The 19,298-nt window shown below is 71.6% G+C and carries 19 protein-coding genes; 7 read left to right on the forward strand and 12 right to left on the reverse strand.

Going from position 1 to position 19,298, the window contains the following annotated elements:
- Window positions 1-46 precede the first annotated feature (46 nt).
- Window positions 47-2,791: an FAD-binding and (Fe-S)-binding domain-containing protein gene (locus QQ657_RS48410; protein WP_284749194.1), complete on the forward strand. Its 2,745-nt coding sequence runs from the start codon at window positions 47-49 to the stop codon at window positions 2,789-2,791.
- Window positions 2,792-2,828: 37 nt separating this feature from the next.
- Here QQ657_RS48410 and QQ657_RS48415 read toward each other — a convergent pair whose 3' ends face one another.
- The 4 genes from QQ657_RS48415 to QQ657_RS48430 are packed head-to-tail and all read right to left on the reverse strand — an operon-like array spanning window position 2,829 to window position 5,361.
- Window positions 2,829-3,398, reverse strand: coding sequence for a TetR/AcrR family transcriptional regulator (locus QQ657_RS48415; protein ID WP_284749195.1), 570 nt, complete (start codon window positions 3,396-3,398; stop codon window positions 2,829-2,831).
- A 37-nt stretch (window positions 3,399-3,435) separates the two neighbouring features.
- Complete coding sequence (locus QQ657_RS48420) at window positions 3,436-3,630, reverse strand: ferredoxin (RefSeq protein WP_284749196.1); 195 nt, start codon at window positions 3,628-3,630, stop codon at window positions 3,436-3,438.
- A 10-nt stretch (window positions 3,631-3,640) separates the two neighbouring features.
- Window positions 3,641-4,855 (reverse strand): cytochrome P450, encoded by a 1,215-nt coding sequence (locus tag QQ657_RS48425; RefSeq protein WP_284749197.1) that lies wholly within the window; start codon window positions 4,853-4,855, stop codon window positions 3,641-3,643.
- Window positions 4,852-5,361: a PadR family transcriptional regulator gene (locus QQ657_RS48430; RefSeq protein WP_284749198.1), complete on the reverse strand. Its 510-nt coding sequence runs from the start codon at window positions 5,359-5,361 to the stop codon at window positions 4,852-4,854. Before QQ657_RS48430 ends, QQ657_RS48425 begins: the two co-directional genes overlap by 4 nt.
- Before the next feature lie 114 nt (window positions 5,362-5,475).
- On the opposite strand from QQ657_RS48430, the gene QQ657_RS48435 reads away from it, so the two are divergent.
- Together QQ657_RS48435 and QQ657_RS48440 are read left to right on the forward strand one after the other, a co-directional pair.
- Window positions 5,476-6,666 (forward strand): cytochrome P450, encoded by a 1,191-nt coding sequence (locus tag QQ657_RS48435; protein ID WP_284749199.1) that lies wholly within the window; start codon window positions 5,476-5,478, stop codon window positions 6,664-6,666.
- A 14-nt stretch (window positions 6,667-6,680) separates the two neighbouring features.
- Window positions 6,681-6,896 carry a ferredoxin gene (locus QQ657_RS48440; RefSeq protein ID WP_284749200.1) on the forward strand — a complete coding sequence of 72 codons (216 nt, stop codon included), beginning with the start codon at window positions 6,681-6,683 and terminating at the stop codon, window positions 6,894-6,896.
- On the opposite strand, the gene mtnA is transcribed toward QQ657_RS48440, so the two are convergent.
- Complete coding sequence (gene mtnA, locus QQ657_RS48445; protein WP_284749201.1) at window positions 6,893-7,858, reverse strand: S-methyl-5-thioribose-1-phosphate isomerase; 966 nt, start codon at window positions 7,856-7,858, stop codon at window positions 6,893-6,895. The genes QQ657_RS48440 and mtnA overlap by 4 nt on opposite strands.
- 43 nt (window positions 7,859-7,901) lie before the next feature.
- On the opposite strand from mtnA, the gene QQ657_RS48450 reads away from it, so the two are divergent.
- Window positions 7,902-8,297 carry a RidA family protein gene (locus QQ657_RS48450; protein WP_284749202.1) on the forward strand — a complete coding sequence of 132 codons (396 nt, stop codon included), beginning with the start codon at window positions 7,902-7,904 and terminating at the stop codon, window positions 8,295-8,297.
- 49 nt (window positions 8,298-8,346) lie between these two features.
- On the opposite strand, the gene QQ657_RS48455 is transcribed toward QQ657_RS48450, so the two are convergent.
- The gene (locus QQ657_RS48455) at window positions 8,347-9,141 is read right to left on the reverse strand and encodes a PIG-L family deacetylase (RefSeq protein WP_284749203.1); all 795 of its coding nucleotides are present in this window, start codon (window positions 9,139-9,141) and stop codon (window positions 8,347-8,349) included.
- A 74-nt stretch (window positions 9,142-9,215) separates the two neighbouring features.
- Between QQ657_RS48455 and QQ657_RS48460 the strand changes: the two genes are divergently transcribed.
- Complete coding sequence (locus tag QQ657_RS48460) at window positions 9,216-9,698, forward strand: DinB family protein (RefSeq protein WP_284749204.1); 483 nt, start codon at window positions 9,216-9,218, stop codon at window positions 9,696-9,698.
- Here the strand turns inward: QQ657_RS48460 and QQ657_RS48465 are convergent.
- From QQ657_RS48465 to QQ657_RS48475, 3 genes are all read right to left on the reverse strand, one after another.
- The gene (locus QQ657_RS48465; protein ID WP_284749205.1) at window positions 9,695-10,492 is read right to left on the reverse strand and encodes an Fpg/Nei family DNA glycosylase; all 798 of its coding nucleotides are present in this window, start codon (window positions 10,490-10,492) and stop codon (window positions 9,695-9,697) included. The two genes, QQ657_RS48460 and QQ657_RS48465, sit on opposite strands and share 4 nt — an antisense overlap.
- A 36-nt stretch (window positions 10,493-10,528) precedes the next feature.
- Window positions 10,529-11,521, reverse strand: coding sequence for an XRE family transcriptional regulator (locus QQ657_RS48470; RefSeq protein ID WP_284749206.1), 993 nt, complete (start codon window positions 11,519-11,521; stop codon window positions 10,529-10,531).
- An 867-nt stretch (window positions 11,522-12,388) separates the two neighbouring features.
- Window positions 12,389-13,015 (reverse strand): VOC family protein, encoded by a 627-nt coding sequence (locus QQ657_RS48475; protein ID WP_284749207.1) that lies wholly within the window; start codon window positions 13,013-13,015, stop codon window positions 12,389-12,391.
- Window positions 13,016-13,270: 255 nt separating this feature from the next.
- On the opposite strand from QQ657_RS48475, the gene QQ657_RS48480 reads away from it, so the two are divergent.
- Both QQ657_RS48480 and QQ657_RS48485 read left to right on the forward strand, forming a co-directional pair.
- Entirely contained in the window at window positions 13,271-16,327 is a 3,057-nt protein-coding gene (locus QQ657_RS48480; protein ID WP_284749208.1) for an AfsR/SARP family transcriptional regulator, read from the forward strand.
- 62 nt (window positions 16,328-16,389) lie between these two features.
- Window positions 16,390-16,692, forward strand: a complete 303-nt coding sequence (locus QQ657_RS48485) for a hypothetical protein (RefSeq protein WP_284749209.1) — start codon at window positions 16,390-16,392, stop codon at window positions 16,690-16,692.
- 58 nt (window positions 16,693-16,750) lie between these two features.
- Here QQ657_RS48485 and QQ657_RS48490 read toward each other — a convergent pair whose 3' ends face one another.
- From QQ657_RS48490 to QQ657_RS48500, 3 genes are read right to left on the reverse strand one after another with little or no spacing between them, the layout of a single operon-like run.
- Window positions 16,751-17,212: a DUF8821 family protein gene (locus tag QQ657_RS48490; protein WP_284749210.1), complete on the reverse strand. Its 462-nt coding sequence runs from the start codon at window positions 17,210-17,212 to the stop codon at window positions 16,751-16,753.
- Between the two features lie 56 nt (window positions 17,213-17,268).
- Complete coding sequence (locus QQ657_RS48495; RefSeq protein WP_284749211.1) at window positions 17,269-18,264, reverse strand: aldo/keto reductase; 996 nt, start codon at window positions 18,262-18,264, stop codon at window positions 17,269-17,271.
- An 11-nt stretch (window positions 18,265-18,275) separates the two neighbouring features.
- Entirely contained in the window at window positions 18,276-19,145 is an 870-nt protein-coding gene (locus QQ657_RS48500) for a helix-turn-helix domain-containing protein (protein WP_284749212.1), read from the reverse strand.
- Window positions 19,146-19,298 lie beyond the last annotated feature (153 nt).

Here is a 19,298-nt window from a genome sequence, read left to right on the forward strand (position 1 = left end):
CCCGGCTGGAGAGGTACGGAGGCCCGTCGTCGACTTGAATGGGGGCGTGGAGATCCTCACCGACGCCGCCACGCTCGCGCTGTACACCACCGACGCCTCCAACTACCGCCACGTGCCGCGCGGTGTCGTGCTGCCGGAGTCCGTCGACGACGTGATCGCCGCAGTCGCCGAGGCACGCGCCCGCGACCTGCCGGTGATCGCGCGCGGCGGCGGCACGAGCGTCGCCGGGAACGCGTGCGGGCCGGGCCTGGTCATCGACACCTCGCGCCACGTCGGCGGGGTGCTCTCGCTGGACCCGGAAACGCGGCTCGCGCGGGTGCTGCCCGGGACCGTGCTCGACGACCTGCAGGCGGTCGCCGCGCCGCACGGGCTGCGGTTCGGCCCGGACCCGTCGACGCACAGCCGCTGCACGCTCGGCGGGATGATCGGCAACAACGCGTGCGGGTCGCACTCGGTGGCGTGGGGGCGCACGGTCGACGTCGTCCGCTCGCTCGACGTCCTGCTCTACGACGGCACGCGGCTGAAGGTCGGCCGCGACGAACCCACCGAAGGCCGGATCTTCGACGAGCTGCGTGCGCTCGTGCGGGACAACCTGGCGTTGCTGCGCAAGGAACTTTCGACGTGGCCGCGGCGCGTGTCCGGCTACGGGCTCGAACACCTGCTGCCGGAGAACGGGTTCGACGTCGCGAAGGCGCTCGTCGGCTCGGAAGGCACCTGCGTCACGATCCTCGAAGCGACGGTCGAGCTGGCCGAGCTGCCCGCTCGTCGCGTGCTGGCGGTGCTGGGCTTCCCGTCCGACATCGCCGCGGCCGACGCCGTGCCGTCGATCCTGCCGTGGTCGCCGCTGACCGTCGAGGGCGTCGACGCCGAACTCGTCGCGATGCTGCCCGGACGCGCGGGCGACCTGCCGCCGGGCGGGGCGTGGCTGTTCGTCGAGCTGGCCGGCGACGACCCGGCTTCGCGGGCTCGCGCGCTGGCGGCGTCGCTGGAGCTGACCGGGTTCGCGATCGTGGACGACCCGGCCGCGCAACGCGGGCTGTGGCGCATCCGCGAGGAGGGCGCAGGGCTCGCGACCCGGCTCGCGGACGGCTCGGAGGCCTGGCCGGGCTGGGAGGACGCGGCCGTCCCGCCCGAGCGTCTCGGCGCGTACCTGCGCGAGTTCAAGGAACTGATGCGCTCGCACGGCCGGCGCAGCGTCGTCTACGGCCACTACGGCGAAGGCTGTCTCCACCTGCGGCTGGACTTCGACCTGCTGTCGGCTTCCGGCGTGGTGGATTTTCGGCGGTTCCTGGAGGAAGCCGCGGACCTCGTCGCGGCGCACGGTGGTTCGCTGTCCGGTGAGCACGGCGACGGCCAGGCGCGGTCGGAGCTGCTGTCCCGGATGTACAGCCCGGAGATGATGGACCTCTTCGGGCGGTTCAAGGCGATCTTCGACCCCGCCGGGCGGATGAACCCCGGCATCCTGGTGGCGCCGCGGCCGGTCGACGCCGATTTGCGGGTTCGCTCGGCGCCGCTGTCCATAGAGGACGTCACTGTGCTCGGGTACCCCGAGGACCGGGGGAGTTTCGGGCAGGCGATGCGGCGCTGCGTCGGCGTGGGCAAGTGCCGCAACACCAGCGGCGGCGGCGTGATGTGCCCGAGCTACCGCGCCACCCGCGAGGAGCAGCACTCGACGCGCGGGCGCGCGCACCTGCTGGCCGAGATGATCAACGGCGAGGTGATCACGGACGGCTGGCGCTCGTCCGAAGTGCATGATGCCCTGGATTTGTGCCTGTCCTGCAAGGGATGCCTGTCGGACTGCCCGGTGGACGTCGACATGGCGACGTACAAGGCGGAGTTCCTGCACCAGCACTACCGCCGGCGGCTGCGGCCGGCGTCGCACTACTCGATGGGCTGGCTGCCGCTGTGGCTGCGGCTCAGTGCGCGGGCGCCTCGGCTCGCCAACTTCGTCGGTCGTTCTCGGATGGCAGGCCTGGTGAAGCGGTTGGGCGGGATCGCGCCGGAGCGCGCGCTGCCATCGTTCGCTCCTTCGCCGTTCACGTCGTCGCGGGCGGACCTCCGGCGGCGGGCATCGGGGGAGCGTCGGGTGGTGCTGTGGCCGGACTCGTTCAACAACTACCTGACGCCGTCCGTTTTGGACGCCGCGCACGAAGTCCTGACCGCGGCGGGCTACGACGTCGTCCTGCCGGACCGTGGAGTCTGCTGTGGACTGACGTGGGTGTCGACGGGCCAGCTCGGCGTCGCGCGCCGCGTCCTGACTCGTACTTTGGACGTCCTCGCACCGTATCTCGAGGAGGGTTACGAGGTGGCCGGGCTGGAACCGAGCTGCACGGCCCTGTTCCGCGGCGACCTGCCGGCGTTGCTGCCGGGCGATTCGCGTGCCGAGTTGCTGGCGTCCCGGACGTTCACGTTCGCGGAACTGCTCGAGCGGGCGCCGATCCCGTTCGCGGCCCTGGACGTCGACGCGATCACGCAGGTCCACTGCCACCAGCACGCGGTGCTGGGCTTCGGCGCCGACGAATCGGCGCTGGCGGCAGCCGGGGTACGCAACACGACGCTCGACTCGGGATGTTGCGGCCTGGCAGGCAACTTCGGCTTCGAGCGCGGCCACTACGAAGTGTCGAAGGCGGTCGCGGAGGACCGGATGCTCCCGGCGATCCGGGCGGCCTCCCCGGAGACGGTGGTGGTGTCGGACGGGTTCAGCTGCCGGACGCAGATCGCCCAGGAGTCGGGCCGCACACCCGTGCACCTGGCCGAGCTGCTCCGGCGCGCGTTGCCGGGTCGTGAGTGAGAAACAGGGTTAGAACACTGTTTCTCACTCACGACGGCTACTCGGTGCGCTCCAGCAGGGTGCGGACGGCGGTGAGCACCAGGTTGCTGACGTGCTCGGGGTCGGCGCTGGCCAGCGGCTCGGTGCCGGCGATCTCCCGGACCAGGCCGATCCCCAGCAGCCAGGCCAGCGCCAGGTCCGCGCGCAGCTCGGCATCCGGGGCGTCGGTCAGCGTGGCCAGCACCCGCGCGTACTCTTCGCCGACCTCGCGGCGGATCGCGGCGGCCGCGGTGTCGCTGCCGGTCGAGCGCAGGTACGTCTCCAGTGCCGGGTTGCGCAGTCCCGAATCCGCGGGTTCGAGCATGCTCCGCAGCGACGTGCCGAAGAGGTGCTCCGGGGTGGTGGCCGCCAGGTGCTCGCGGCCGCCCCGGGCCATGACCTCCTCGAACAGCGCGTCCTTGCTGCCGAAGTAGCGGAACAGCAGCGCCTGGTTGACCCCGGCGTGCCCGGCGATGTCCCGCACGGTCGTGCGGTCGAACCCCCGCTCGGCGAACAGCGCCGCCGCGGCGTCGAGCAGCGCGGCCTTGGTCGCGGCCGCGTCCCGTCTGCGGCCCGGCTGTACGGTCATCGGTGCAGGTTAACCGGCAAACCGGACGCGCCGCCCGCTACCCCGAAAGCCGGATCGCGGCGGCCGGGCAGGTCAGCTCCGCCTGCCGGACCGCGTCCTCCTCGCCGGCCGCCGGTTCGTCGGAAAGCAGGACTACGGTGCCGGCTTCCTCGTCCTGGTCGAACGTCCCCGGCGCGAGCAGTACGCACTGTCCGGACGCGACACAGCTCTCGGTGTCCGCGGTGATCTTCATCGGCTCCTCCTCACCAGGTCACGGGAACGGCGTCGACCCCGCCGGCGACGCGGTTGACGCGGACCGGGATCTCGTCGATCCCGGCCGCCAGCCGCAGGCCGGGGAACCGCGAGAACAGCTTCGGGAACACCGTCCGCAGCTCGGTGCGCGCGAGGTTGGCGCCGATGCAGACGTGCGCGCCGGTGCCGAAGGCGAGGTGGACGTTCGGCGTGCGGGCCGGGTCGAACTCGTCGGGATCGGCGAACACCGAGGCGTCGCGGTTGGCCGCGTCGCTGGAGATGAGCACGGCGTCGCCGCGCATGATCCGCGTCCCGGCGACCTCGACGTCCTCGTGGGCGTAGCGCAGCAGGCCGGTGCCGCTGGTCGCCGTCAGCCGCAGGATCTCCTCGATCGTCTGGTTGACCTCGCCCTCCGGATCGGCGGCGAAGCGGTCGCGGCGGGCGGTGTCGCTGAGCAGGAACAGCGTGCCCATCGCGATCCGGGTCGACGTCGTCTCGTGGCCGGCGAACAGCAGGCCGGCGCCCATCCGGGCGAGGTCGTCGTCGGTGAACGTCGGGTCGTCGGCCTGGACCGCGACCATGTCGGAGATGACGTCGGGCTGCGGGTCCGCGCGCTTCGCGTCGGCCAGCTTCGTCATGTAGGCCTTGAACTCGGTCATGGCCGCCTGGGCGTCTTCGCCGCCGTCCATCCTCGCGATCCGCTCGGACAGGCCGCGGAACTTCTCGCGGTCGGCGTACGGCACGCCGAGCAGCTCGCAGATCACCAGCACGGGCAGGGGAAACGCGAGGAAGTCGGTCAGGTCGACCGGCTCGCCGGGGTGGGCGTCGCGCGCGGCCTGCAGGTCGTCGAGGCAGCGGTCGGTCAGCTCGGCGATCCGGTCGCCGAGGGCGCGCATGCGGGGCGCGGAGAACGCGGGCGCGAGCATCCGGCGCATCCGCTTGTGCTCGGCTTCTTCGGTCTCGAAGTCGCCGCTCGGGCCGTCCTGGATCGCGGCGCCGGAGATCCGCGACGCCTGCTCCGGCGCGGGGTGCGAACGGCCGAACCGCTTGTCGCGGAAGATTTCCTTGGCCTCTTCGTACGACGTCACCAGCCACGCCGGGTCGCCGGCCGGGGTGAGCACCCGGCTGACCGGGGCCTGCCGGCGGAGCGCTTCGTAGTCCGGCGCGATGGCGAGCGCGTTCGCCCGGGCGAAGGGGAGGCGAGGCGTCTCTTCGGTGGTGGTCATGCGTCTCTCCTCAGTTCGGTTTCGAGGTCGGCGAGCCAGCGCAGCTCGGCGTCGAACTTCCCGATCACGTGGAGCAGCGCCGCACGGCCCCACGGGTCGGCTTGCCCGGCGGCGAGCCCGGTGACCCGGGCCCGTTCGGTGAGCAGCGCCTGTTTCCGGACGTCGAGCACGCGGGCGCGTTCGTCCCGGCTCAGCCGGCCGAAGTTCCCGACCCTGGCCAGGAATTCGGGTTCGTTGAGCGCCAGCTCGCCGGGGAAGTCCGCGAGCATGTCCCGCAGCAGCTCCCGCCCGACGTCGGTGACCGTGTAGACGTGCCGCGGCGGTTTGGCCTCCTGCTCCTCGGCACTGCGGCTCACGGCGCCCGCGTCGACGAAGCGCCGCAGCGTCGGGTAGAGCGAGTTGTTCGACAAGGTGTGGCCCGTCGACGCCTCCACGGCCTTGCGCAGTTCGTAGCCGTGCATCGGCTCGCGGTCCAGCTTCGACAGCAACAGGATCTCGATCCACACCTAGGTCACCGTAACCTAGGGCTCCGTGACTAAGCAATGGCGGACCGTGACAGGTGGAGAGAAACTGTGTAGCGTTGTAAGCAGCTGCTTACAATCGGAGCGAGGGGTTCCCGCATGACAGTCACCCACACCGAGCCGCTCTCGTACCCCTTCAACGAGGAGGCGGGGCTCGACCTCAACGAGGCCTACGCGGCCGCGCGCGAAGCCGAGGGCATGGTCCGGGTCAAGATGACCTACGGGGAGCCGGCGTGGCTGGCCACCCGCTACGCCGACGCCCGGCTGGTGCTCGGCGACCGCCGGTTCTCGCGGGCGATGGAGAAGGAGAAGGACGCGCCGCGGCGCTCGCCCGTCCAGCGTGAGGGCGGCATCCTGCAGATGGACCCGCCCGACCACACGCGGCTGCGGACCCTGGTGGCGAAGGCGTTCACCATGCGGCGCGTCGAGCTGCTGCGCCCGCGTGTGGCCTCGCTGGCGGCGGGGCTGATCGCCGACATGAAGGCCGCCGGCCCGCCCGCCGATCTCGTCGACCTCTACGCGCTGCCGATCCCGGTCGCGGTGATCTGCGAGCTGCTCGGCGTCCCGGTCGCCGACCGGCCGAAGTTCCGGGTCTGGAGCGACGCCGCGCTGTCCACCAGCGGCCTGACGCCCGAGGAGTTCGAGCGCAACCGCGAAGAACTGCGCGACTACATGCGCGGGCTGATCGCGGAGCACCGCTCGCAGCCGCAAGACGACCTGATGACGGCGCTGATCGAGGCGCGCGACACCCGTGACCGGCTGACCGAGCTGGAGCTGGTCGACCTGTGCGTCGGCATCCTCGTCGCCGGGCACGAGACCACCGCGAGCCAGATCCCCAACTTCGTCTACGCGCTGCTCGACCAGCCCGGGCAGTGGGAGCGGCTCGTCGCCGACCCGGACCTGATCCCGGCCGCCGTCGAGGAGCTGCTGCGGTTCGTGCCGCTGGGCGCCGGCGCCGGGTTCGCGCGCTACGCCACCGAAGACGTCGAGGTCGGCGGCGTGCTCGTGCGGGCGGGGGAGCCGGTGCTGGTGGCGGTCGGCGCGGCCAACCGCGACCGCCTGCAGTTCGACGACGCGGACCAGCTGCGCTTCGACCGCGGGGACCAGCACCACCTCGGCTTCGGCCACGGCGTCCACCACTGCCTGGGCGCGCCGCTGGCCCGGCTCGAGCTGCAGGAGGCACTGCGCGCTTTGGTCACCGAGCTGCCGGGGCTGCACCTGGCCGGCGATATCGTGTGGAAGACGCAGATGCTCGTCCGCGGACCGCGGTCGATGCCCATCGGCTGGTGACTCGGAAGGTGACCATGAGCTGGCACGTGGAAGTCGACGAACACACTTGCATCGGTTCGGGGATGTGCGCCGCGCTGATGCCCGAGGTGTTCGTCCTCGACGGCGCGGTGGCGCAGACGGTCGTCTCGGAAGTGGACGGCGACGAGACGGTGCTCGACGCGGCGGACTCGTGCCCGGCGATGGCGATCACGGTCACCGACGGCGGCCGGGAGATCGGCCCGCGTCCCTAGGGTGCGAAGCGGCCGTGCTCGGTGACCACGGCCGTGATGAGCTCGTGGGGGGTCACGTCGAACGCGGGGTTGAAGACCTGCGTGCCTGGCGGCGTGACCCGGACCCCGGCGTACTCGGTGAGCTCGCGGGCGTCGCGTTCTTCGATGGCGACGCCCGCACCGGTCGCGAGGGTCCTGTCCACAGTGGACGACGGCGCGACGACGACGAACGGCACGCCGTGGTGCTTCGCGGCGATCGCCAGGCCGTAGGTGCCGATCTTGTTGGCGACATCGCCGTTCGCGGCGATCCGGTCGGCGCCGACGAGCACGCAGTCGACCATCCCGCGCGCCATCGCGGCGGCGGCCGCGCCATCGGGCTGGACGCGGTAGGGGACGTTCGCCTGCGCGAGTTCCCAGGCCGTCAGCCGGGCGCCTTGGAGGAGTGGGCGCGTCTCGTCGACGAGGACTTCTTCGACGAGCCCGCGTTCGCGCAGGTGCCAGACGACGCCGAGGGCGCTGCCCCACCCGACGGTGGCGAGCCGCCCGGCGTTGCAGTGGCTGAGCAGCCGCAACGGCCGGCGCGGGCATTCGGCGAGCACGATCGCGGCGGCGTTCTTCGACGCGACCTTGTTGAGCTCTTCGTCTTCGGCGAGGAGGACCAGGGCTTCTTCGAGGACGGCGTCTTCGCCCTGGTCGAGTTTCTTCATCGCGCGCTCTACGCCCCAGGCGAGGTTGACGGCGGTGGGGCGCGCGGTGGCGATGAGTTCGGCGTCGGCGTGGACGTTCTCGCTGGTCCGGGCGGCGAGGACGACCCCGAGGGCCCCGGCGGCCCCGAGGGCGGGCGCCCCGCGGACGGCTAGGCGCTTGATGGCGTCGACGAGCTCGCCGACGGTCCGCAGGTGCAGCAGCCGGTACTCACCGGGCAGCGCGGTCTGGTCGATGATGACGACGGCGCCGTCGGCCCAGTCGATGGTCCTGCGCACGTGCCCCTCCATTTCGGCTTGCGTGCCCGGCGATGATGCGGTGGTGACCATTGAACGACAGAACCCGCCCGGGCTGCACACACCACCGGGCTACCACCACGTGACGGTGGCTGTTTCGCACCGGACGGTGTACCTGGCCGGCCAGTGCCCGCTGACGGCGGACGGTGCGGTGGCCGAGGGGCTGCTGCCGCAGGTCGACCAGGTGGTGGCGAACACGGCGGCGGCTTTGGCTTTCGCGGGAGCTTCGCCGGCTGACGTGGTCCGGACGGTGATTTACGTGGTGACGGAGGACCGTTCGGAGCTGTCGGAGGTGTGGGACCGGTTGACGGGGTCGGAGATCGGGGCGGCGTTCAGCTCGGCGAGCACGCTGCTGGGGGTGGCGCAGCTGGGGTTCCCGGGCCAGCTGGTGGAACTGGACGTGACGGCCGCGCTGGACTGACGGGTTCGGCGGGGAGGCCGGCGGATGCTTGACCGGCCCCCGGCCGCTCCTACAACCCGCCCATCAAGTCCGTCTCCGTGATTCCCGGCCCCTGCCCCGTCCGGATGAACCACTCCGTCCCGAAAGCGAACGCGAACGCGTCATCCGGCATCGCCAGCATGAACATGTCCTCGCTGATCTGACTGGGATGAGCCCGCATCGCCGCCCTCTTCACCCCCACGTACTTCGCCACGTCGACCGCCGCCGTGATCTCGGCCTCCGGTTTGCCGAACTCGACGTTCTCCGGCGGCTTCGGCGCCGCCTCCGGGGGCATCAGCCCCTGCTCCACCGCCGTTTCGAAGCCGCGCTGCATGAACTCGCGGTTGAACGTCGCCTGGAACACGCGGGCCGTGCCCGCCAGCTCGGCCGCGCGGACTCCGACGCGGTGCACCTGGATGTGGTCCGGGTGGCCGTAGTCGCCGTTGTCGTCGTAGACCGTCAGCACGTCCGCCGACTCCTCGCGCAGGATCGCCGCCAGCTGCTCGGCCGCCTTTTCGACGTCCGCCTGCCAGAAGCACTCCGGCTCGTCGTTCGTCGGCTCGCCCATCATCCCGGAGTCGCGGTAGCCGAGGAACTCGACGCGTTCGACCCCGAGGATCTCCGCGGCCGCGTGCGACTCCCGCACGCGCCGCTCCCACAGTTGTTCGCCCTCGGCGAGAAAGCCCTCCGGGACCTCGCCGACCTCGCCCCGGGTGGCGACGACGAGCACGACGCGGTGCCCGTCGGCGACGGCCTTGGCCATCACACCGGCGGTGCGCAGGCATTCGTCGTCCGGGTGGGCGTGGAAGGTGACCAGTGTTGCCATGTCTCCGACGCTACCGGGTGCCACCGACAAAAACCGCCCGCCAGGGTGCGCACCGCCCGCTAGGGTCCGCGGTCGTGGCCGACGACGAGAAGAACACGCTGCTGTGGTTCCTGCGAGCCCAGCGCGGCAGCGTCCTGGCGATCCTCGAGGGACTCGGCGAGGACGTCCTGACGACCCCGGTCCTGCCGACCGGCTGGACCCCGCTCGGCATGGTCGAGCACCTCGGGTACGCCGAGCGGCACTGGTTCCAGGAGATCGTCACCGGGACCGCGGACCCGGTCGCGTGGCCGGACGACCACGAGCCGTTGACGACGCCCCGGTCCGCGGACGTCGTCTTCGCGTTCTACCGCGACCAGTGCCGCCGGTCCGACGAGATCTTCGCCGCGACGCCGCTGTCCGCGGTGCCGGAGGGGCGCCACCCCTCGCCGCTCGGGGACGAGATCGCCGACCTGCGCGGGGTGGTCCTCCACATGATCGAAGAGACCGCCCGGCACGCCGGCCACCTGGACGTCGTCCGCGAGCTGATCGACGGCCGCACCGGGCTCGGGCCGCGCTAGACCTGTTCCTTCGCGCACCACCAGGTCGACCGGCCGCCGACCGTGCCGTGCGCCATCTCCGCTCCGCAGCGCGGGCAGTGGTCGCCGGCGCGGCGGTGGCCGATGATCTCGCCCGTGTGGACGCCGCCGTGCTCGATCGCCGCGCGCAACGCCTTCCGCAGTGCCTTGTGGAGGGTCGTGAGGTCGTCTTCGCCCAGCTCGTTCACCGGGCGGGCCGGGCTGACCGCCGCCTGCCAGAGGGTTTCGTCGGCCAGCAGGTTGCCGATCCCGGCCACCACCGACTGGTCCAGCAGCCGCGCCTTCACCGGCGCCCGTCCCCGGCCGACGCGCGTGCGGAAGTCCGCGCGCGACACCTCGCCGGCGTCCGGGCCGAGCGCGTCGAGGCCGGGGTCGAGCCGCACCCGGCTGAGCCGGCGCGTGTCGAACAGCCGCAGCTGTTCGCCGTCGGCGAAGGTGATCCCGAACCGGAACCATTCGGGCTTCTCTTCGCGCCCACGGAAGCGTTTCGGCCCGGGCGGCCCGCTCCGGCCGCCGAACCGCAGCTGCCCGGCCATCCCGAGGTGCAGGCCCAGGTTCGGGCCGGGGTGCCCGTCGCCGTTTTCCGTTGCACACCAGAGCGTTTTGCCCCGCCGGTGAGCTTCGGTGAGCCGTCCGCCCCGCAACGCGCGAGCGAGGTCCCCGGGCGCGTGCGGCCGGCAGACCCAGTCGTCGTGGTCGTCGACGTCCCGGATCTGCCGGCCGAGCGCGTCGGCGAGGACCTGGCGGGCGAGTTCCACTTCGGGCAGTTCCGGCACCCGGACAGTCTGGCGGCTCCGGCGCCCGGCCGCAGGTCACTCCGGCCGCATCCACTCGTAGAGCCGGTGCCCGGGATCGGTGAGGTCCGGCGTGGCCACCATCCGGTCGATGATGAACGCCCGCGCGACGAACCCGAAGTGCAGGTTGGTCCCGACCTTCTCACGCAGGTACGCCTGGTTCACCGGCCCGAGCACCGGATCGGTCAGGCACCGGGCGGCGGCGAGGGTGCCGCGGGCGTACATGCCCGCGCAGATCGTGATGGTGCGCCGCCGGTCGGCCGGGTTGACGCCGCGGAAGAACAGGATCACGTCCTCGTGGAGGATGTGATCGCCGTAGTCGTCGCCGAGGACGGGGCTGAACCGCTGCGCGCCTTCTCCGTTGCCGACCTCCAGGCCGAGCCAGTCCACTTCCGGGATCCGCGGCGACATCTTCACGGGCAGGTGCAGCGCGGAGAACATGTCCCGGGTCAGCACGTTGAAATCCGACCCGCCGATCACCACCAGGTGACTGGCGTAGTCGGCGGGCTGCAGTTCGCCGGTCGTCGCGAACTTCACCTCGTGGTCCGGGTTCAGGGCGCGGATGTGGCCGAACAGGTGGACCAGCGCGTCCGGATCGGCGTAGGTCAGCAGATCGACGTAGTCGGGATCCCGCGGGTCGCTCGCCGGGAGGTTGTTGACCATCGACTCCGGGAGCCGCCCGCAGGTGATCACCACCGGCTCGTCCGCGGGGAACCGCCAGATGTCGGGCGGCTCCCCCTCCGCCGGGACGGGCACGAGGTCCGCTTCCGCCGGACGGCCGGCGACTGCCCTTTCCCAGGCGCTCGTCCACGCCGCCCAATCCCCGTCGGGAATCCCGAACGCGGCCAGCAGGGCCAGCAGCAGATCCCGTCGTGGCGCGCGCCGGCCGCCGAGGACCCCGGCCACCGTGGAGCGGGGCAGGGTGTGTCCGCGTTTCTCGCCGAGCCGCTCGATATCGCGCAGTGACGGATTCCCGGCACGCAGCCGGCATTGCCGGAGTAAATCGGCCAACTGGGTGAGCGTCACGACCCCGGACGGGTCAAGATCACCGAATGGCCCGGGTCGGGAAAGAGGCATCTTGACATCGTGTCCCACGTCGGCCGGCTTTGTCTCACATCGTCTCACTTCCCGGTGCCAGGGTGGGCGGTCGAAAACAAACGGAATTCGGGGACCTCGGCTTTCCCCGGTGTCCCGGCGCGAGTTCGTCTTCGTGTGTCCGCGGACGTGGTGCGGAAACCACTCGCGACTGTTCAATCGTCCCAGGGACATCGGCTCTGCCGAGGGGATGGACATGCTTCACGAAGATCAGCTCGTCTACGGACTCGTCGTCGCGGTGGACGTCGAAGGATTCTCGAGAATGGGGATCCTCGACCAGGTCGCGGTTCTCTTCCGGCTGAAGGAGGTGCTCGACCGGGCCGCCGAACGGGCCGGGCTCGACCGCGCCGAATGGCTCCGGCAACCGCGGGGGGACGGTGAACTCGCGGTGCTGCCCGCCGATTCCGACGTTTCCCGCGTCGTCGCGGACTTCGTCCACGAGGTGGTGGAAGAACTCGGGCGGGGCAGCCGTCCGCGGTTGCGGCTGCGTATTTCCATGCACCACGGCGCGTTGACCGCGGGGGTCTTCGGCCCCGTCGGGGACGCCCTCATCGTCGCGTGCCGGTTGCTCGACGCGGAATCCGTGCGCGAAACGCTGGCCCGGCACATCGGCGACGACGTCGTGATGGTCGTTTCGGAGCGGTTGTACGAAGACGTCGTCGCGACGGGGTTCCGCGGGCTGCGGCCCGATCGGTTCCAGCCGGTGGCGGACCGGGTCAAGGGCCGGACGTTCCGCGGGTACGTCTGCGTGGGCAGCCCCAAGCCCGCGGCGCCGGCCGCTGGTCAGGCGTCGAGCGACTGGGTCGTGGCGACCTCCCAGGCGAACCCGTCCGGGTCGGTGAACGGCGCGGCGGAGTTGACGGCGATCCGGTGCGCGCCGGTGCCTTCGGGCGCGACGCCGGCCTGCTTGGCGAGGGCCTTGCGCCGGTAGAGCGCGAGCTTGACGGGGCCGGTGCCGCCGTCGAACTCGACGTACATGCGGCCGAAGCTCTTCCCGACGGTGAGCCCGTGATCGACGTAGAACTTCTTGCTGGCGAGGATGTCCTGGACGCCCAGGAGCAGCACGATTGAGCCGATCTCCCGGGTGGCCGGGCCGGTGTTCTTCTTGCTGGAGGTGGCGAGGGTCCACAGGGCGCCGTCGGGTGCCTGGACGGCGCCACCGTAGCCCCACAGGGACTTCGCGGCGGGCTTGAGCGTGGTGGCCCCGGCTTCGAGGGCGGTGGCCATGAGCGAGTCGACGTCGGCGGGCTGGGCGACGATGAGGGAGAGGGTGTAGCCGCGGAACCCGGTGGAAGGCTGCTGCTTCTCGCGGAAGCGGAGCTGGGTGGTGAGCCCGAAGGCTTCGGCGTAGAAGCGTTCGGCGGCGGTGGTGTCGGCCACTTCGAGGGTGATGGAGTCGATGTTCGTCATGCCGGTAACGCTAGGTCCGGGGCGATGACCGGCGCTTCTCGATTCCTGATCGGTTGGCGCCGGGGAAAATCGGGCCCGGGGATCGGCGCCGGGCCGATACGGCGCGTTGTCCCGACGGACGGGTCGTGGAGTTCCGGATCGCCGACGGCGTCACGCTGAACTTCCACCAGGGCGTCGTCGACTACGGCGACCGGCACCTCTCGCGGTTCGGCCGGCTGCCGGTATCCAGGTGGCCGGCGCCCCGCACCTGTACCCGTGGAGCAGACCGCGCGCCTGGAAGCACCGGTCGTCGGCGGGCCGGGTGGGCTGCCCCGCCGGCTCGAAACCGAAATTCCGCGCCTGCGGCTGGTCGACCTGCTCGCCCGGCGCTGGGACCGTCCGCTGACCCTCCTCGTCGCCGGCGCCGGGTTCGGGAAAACCACCGTGCTCGCCCAAGCCGTCCGGGCGCACCTGCTCGCTCCGCGCGGCATCGACGCCTGGGTGAGCTGCACCGCGCTGCACGGGGATCCCACCGCGCTCACCGCCGCCGTGCTCGGCGCGCTGCCGGGCCGGCCGGACGCGCGGACCCCGCGGGACGTGCTGATCCGGCTCGCTCCCCTCGAGGTGTGCCTGATCTTCGACGACGTGCACGAGATCCCCGCCGGCTCGCCGGGGGCCGCTTTGCTGCAGGAGCTCGTCAGGACGCTGCCCGCGACCGCGCACCTCGTCCTTTCCGGACGGGAACTGCCGGATCTGCCGCTGGCGCGCCGCGAGGCCGCGGGCGAATTACTCCGGATCGGTGCCGCGGAACTGTCCTTCACCGACATCGAAGTCGGTGCGCTCGCCCGGAAACTCGGGCGGGAGCCGGCGCTGGCCCGGCCGCTGCGGGGCTGGCCCGCCCTGGTGCGGCTGGCCTTCGCGGCCGGCCCGGGAGCGCCGTGGCGCTACGCCCGGGAGGAGATCCTCGGCCGGGTTCCCGGCGGGTGGCGACGCGCGCTGGGCGCGTTGGCCGCGCTGGGCACCGCCACCGGGGACGAGGTCGCCGCCGTCACCGGCGAACCCGTCGACCTGGACGCGCTCGTGACCCGGATCCCGCTGGTCGACGCCCTCGACGACGGCCGGTACCGCGCCCACGACCTGTGGACCGAAGCGCTTTCCCGGACGTTGACCGCGCCGGAGACGCGCGAGCTGCACCGGAGCGCCGCGGCCGTCCTGACCGCCCGAGGCGATCTGGCGCGGGCCGGCACCCTGGCCTGCCGCACGCGGGACTGGTGCCTGCTGGCCGACCTGGCCGTCGAGCTGGTCATCACGACGCTGTCGGCGCTCCCTGCGGCCGTCGCGCGGTGCTGGCTCGCCGCGGTCCCCGCGCACGAGGCTGCCGGTCCGGCGTTCCTGCTGCTGCAAGCCGCGGCCCTGCACGCGGCCGACTTCGCCGATCCCCGGATCGATCCGCTGCTCGACCGCGCCTGGGCCGCCATGCGTGCCTCCGGTGGCGGCGACGCCGGGCTGGTCGCCGTGCTCGCGCAGGCCGGGATCGCCGCGCACTCGCGAGCGGACCTGGCTCGGCTGGCCGAACTCGCCGACCGGGCCGGCCTCCTCGTCGACCCGGCCGGCCCGATCGTCCGGCTCCTGCGGCACACCGTCGCCGCGACGCTCGCCGAGCTCGGTGGTGACCCGGAGGCCGGGCTCGCCGAGATCGTCCTGGCCCCGGTGCTCGAAGTGCCGCGCGTGCTGGCGTTGTCCACGCTGCGGTTCCACTACCACTGCCTGGACATGTGCGGCTTCGGCGGCGAGGCGGCCGAGCTCGCCGACCGGACCGTGTGCGTCACCAGCGACGAGAACGTCCGGTTCGCCGCGGCCATCGCGCGCTGGTTCGACGGCGACCCGGCGGACCTGGCCCGGCTGCGCGCGGTGTCGGCCCGGCTCGGCCCGGAAGCCGGGACGGCGCGGGACACGTTCGTCACCACCGCGTGCCTGGCCGTGATCGCGTCCTGCGCCGGGGACGAGCCGCCCGCGCTGTCCTCCGGTGCGCCGGAGGACCACGACAATCCCCGGGACGCCGTCCTCGTCTCGGCGGCGAGCGCCGCGGTCGCGGTGGCCCGCGGCGACGATCCCGCCGCGCGCCGGGCCTACGCCCGCCACCTCGACCGGTGGCCGGTCGAAGCGCCGTTCAACGAGCGGCACCTGCGGCGCTTCCTGGCCCTGGGCTACGTGCTGAGCGAACGGCTGCGGGAGCTGTGGGAGCACGCCGAACTGGGCCCGTCGCACCGGCGGGCCCGCGTCGCCGCGCGCGCCCTGGTCCGCGCCCGGGCGGGCGACCTGACCCCGGCGGCGCTGCTCGAACCGGCGTACGCGCTCTGCTATCTGCCCCTGCCGTGGTCGGTGGAGCTGGCCACCCGGCTGGCGGCCGCCGGCGAACCGGCCGGGACCGAGCTGGTCCGCCGGCTGGCCGACACGGTCGGCGCGGCCGTGCACCGGTGGCTGCGGCAGTACGAGCGGGCGACCGAGCCGTCGCTGGCCGCCGGCGCCGCACGCCTGCTCGGCGCGCTGCCCACCCCGCCCGCGCACCGCACCCGCGTCGAGGTCCTCGGGGCGATGCGGGTGACCCGCGACGGCGTCCCCGTCGCGGCCCCGCAACTGCGGCGGGTCAGGGTCCGGCAGTTGCTCGGCGTGCTGGTGCTGCGTCCCGTGCTGGCGCGCGAACAGGCCGTCGAACTGCTCTGGCCGGACCTGGCCCCGGCCGACGCCGCGCGCAACCTGCGGGTCACGTTGACCCACCTGCGCCGCCTGCTCGAGCCCGACCGGTCGGCCGGCGAGGCGAGCTTCCACCTGCGCACCGACCGGGATTCGATCCGGCTGGTGCGCTCGCCCTGGCTCCAGGCCGACCTGTGGACCTTCGACGCGCTCGCCGACCAGGTGGTACTGGCCAGGGCCGACGGCGACGTCGACCAGGCCGCTGACCTGCTCGAAACCGCCGTGTCGCTGTGGTCCGGTGAACCGGTGCCCGACCTGCGCGACCTGGCCGACTCCCAGGTGGCCATCGAGCTCGACCGGATCCGGGTGCGGCACGTCCGGAACCTGCTCGAACTCGGCGAACTGCGCATGGTCGCCGGCGAACCGGCGGAGTCGGCCCGGCTGGCCGTGCGGGCGCTCGCCATCGAACCGTACGACGCCCGCGGTCACCGGCTGGCCCTCGCCGCCGCCATCAAGGGCCGCGACCCGGCGCGCATCGAGGCGGCGCGCAGCACCGTCCTGACCGCTCTGAACCAGCTCGGCGCCGCACCCGACCCGGCGACGAAGCTCCTGCTCGGCCGGCTGGCCACGATCGGTTAGCGCTCGATTAACACCGCTTCGGCATCGTCACTCCCGTCAACCGAAACGAGGAGACAACAGCGATGGCGACTTTGGAACTGATCAACCTGCACTGCCACAAGCGGCAGGACCTCACCGGACACGACGAGGCCCGGCTGACGGCCGGCGGCGTCGCGCGGACCTACGTCATGGACAAGGGCGGGGACAAGTCCCTGAAGGGCTGGAACTCCGTGTTCACCGGCACCACGACGGTGATCCTGGACGAGATGAACGGCGACAACCACACCCGGATCGGCAGCGCGCCCATCACGGAGAACGGCAACCCGAAGACGGTGGACTTCAAGACGTCCGGCGCGTGGTACACGCTGTCCTTCAAGGTGTCGTGACCCCTGGCTTCGCCGCATCGGGCCGGCCGTCGAGCAGGCGGCCGGCCCGAGAGGCGGGTCAGTACTCGTTCTTGATGACGAAGTAGGAGCCGCGGATCGTGCCGGCCAGCTTCGACTTCTGCCGGGCGAACTTGAACGAGCCGAGCTCCCCGGGGATTTCCATCCCGTCGGAGAGCTTGAACCCGACCGCCCGTTTCCCGCCGTCTTCGAGGGTGTACATCACGTTGACCGACAGGCCGCTTTCGTAGAACACGTAGGCCATCCGGATGTTCTCGACCTGGAATCCGGTCGCTTCGAGCGCGGGCGAGGAAATGACGATGCCGCGTTCGTCCTCGAGGATCCGGTGCACCCACTCGACGGTCGCCGCGGCGTCGCCCGCGGGCTCGACGGTGAAGACGTGGTCGTACTTGTTCTTGAAGTACCGGGCCTCGTTCGCCCGCAGGCCGGCAAGGGCGGCCGCGACCGGCGACGACTCCAGGCCGGCGGTCGACACGGTCCCGAAATCCACGGCGTGGGGCATGGCGGGTTCCTCCAAGGTCGGCGGATGCGCTGGTGACGAAGGTAAACGACGCGGGCCTACAGTTCCATCAAGGCGAGGCTCGCCGCCGTGTTGCGGTCGCCGATGACCTCGTCCGGCGGGATCGCCTCGTCCAGCTCCCGCAGCTGCCGGGCCGACAGCACGATGTCGACCGCCGCGGCGTTCTCCTCGACGTGGTGGAAGCTGGTCGTGCTGGGGATCGGGACGATCGCGTCGTCCTGTGCGAGCAGCCAGGCCAGTGCGAGCTGTGCCGTGGTGCAGCCGACCTCGTCCGCGACGGCGTGCACCCGCTCGACGAGCGCGAGGTTGCGGCGGAGGTTGCCGTCCTGGAAGCGGGGTTGCAGCCGGCGCAGGTCGTGCGGTTGCAGACCGTCCAACGTGGTCAGTTCGCCGGTGAGCAGGCCCCGCCCGACCGGCGCGTACGCGACGACGCTGACCCCGAGCTCCTGCGCCGTGGGCAGGATCTTCTCCTCGAGATGGCGGCTGAGCAACGAATACTCGCTCTGCAACGCGGTGATCGGATGGATCTCGTGGGCCCGGCGCAACGTCTCGGCGTTGACCTCGGAGAGGCCGAGGTGGCGCACCTTGCCGGCCCGGACCAGGTCCTTCATCGTCATGATCACCTCCTCGATCGGCACGTCCGGGTTGCGCCGGTGGAGGTAGTACAGGTCGATGTGGTCCGTTCCGAGCCGGCCCAGTGATTCGTCGACCGAGCGCCGGATGTACCCGGGCGAATTGTCGACGACCCGGTCGTTCCCGTCGCGGACGAAGCCGAACTTCGTGGCCAGCACGACGGAGTCCCGCCGGCCGTGCAGGGCCCGCCCGACGAGCCGCTCGTTGGCGGACTCACCGTGAGGCGGCGCGCCGAAGGAGGGCGCCGTGTCGATGAGGGTGATCCCGTGGTCGATCGCCCGCCGGATGGTGTGGACGCCCGCCGCCTCGTCGGCCCGGCCGTAGAACTCCGACATGCCCATGCAGCCGAGTCCGATGGCGGAGACCTTGAGTCCCGACTCCCCGAGTTCGCGTACCTGCATCGATCGTCTCCTCAGCGGCTTGCCGCGCGCTCGAGGAAAGCGCGCGAATCGTCCTCGTTCAACGCCATCGAGCTGAGCAGTTCGAACTCCTGCACGTACTGGTGCACTTCGTTCTCCGTGTCGATGAAGAAGAATCTGGTCTTGTTCTCCAGGTAGACGACGTCCGGCCGGTGGGTGGCCATCGATTCCAAGATCGAGAACGAGCCCGACGTCACCGGCGGGATCCCGGATTTGAAGAGCAGGACCCGGATGGAGATGTCCGGCCACGCCGCGAGGTCGGCCAGGTGCCGGAACTGCGCGCGGGTGACGCCGTTGTCGATGCGCCCGTCCGGCGTCCGGATGTGCCGCCGGAACGCGGCTTCGTCGATCACGGCGGACAGCCGCATCGGCGGGTTTTCCCGCCGCAGCACCGCTTGCCGCCGGCGCGCGATGTCGACGCGGCGGTCGATCTCGGTCGGCGCGGGCACCTGCAGCGTCGACTGGATGACGTGCCGCGAGTATTCCGGGGTCTGCAGCAGTGCGTGGGGGACCAGGGCGCAGTAGCACCGGAGCTCGACGGAGCCCGATTCCAGTTTGATCAGGCTGGAGTACCCGGACGACAGGTTGTTCGCGTAGGCGTCCCACCACCCCTGCGCCCGGGCCGAGGCCGCCAGCCCGCGCAGGTATTCGGCCTTGTCTTCGAGGACCTCGTACAGGCCGAACAGCGACTCGAGGTCGTCCTGGCCGATCCCGATCCGTCCCGTCTCGATCCGGGAGACCTTCGACGTCGACCAGCCGAGCCGCTCCGCGACGTCCTTGCCCGTCAGGCCGACGGTCGAGCGGAGCTGCCGGAGCTCGCGAGCCAGCTGACGCTCGCGCGCGGACGGTGCGTCCTGCGTCATGAAGCGAATGCCCCCTCGGAGTAGTGCATGCCGGATTTCGCGGTAGTCCTCGGGGGATCATACGGCACATCTTGCGTGATGGTTCCCGTGCAATATTGCAATCACTCTACCCCTGCTTCCGTGCGCTGACTCATCCTGGAAGCGGCTCGGGAG

It is taken from the genome of Amycolatopsis ponsaeliensis (assembly GCF_030182635.1).
Taxonomy (GTDB): Bacteria; Actinomycetota; Actinomycetes; order Mycobacteriales; family Pseudonocardiaceae; genus Amycolatopsis; species Amycolatopsis ponsaeliensis.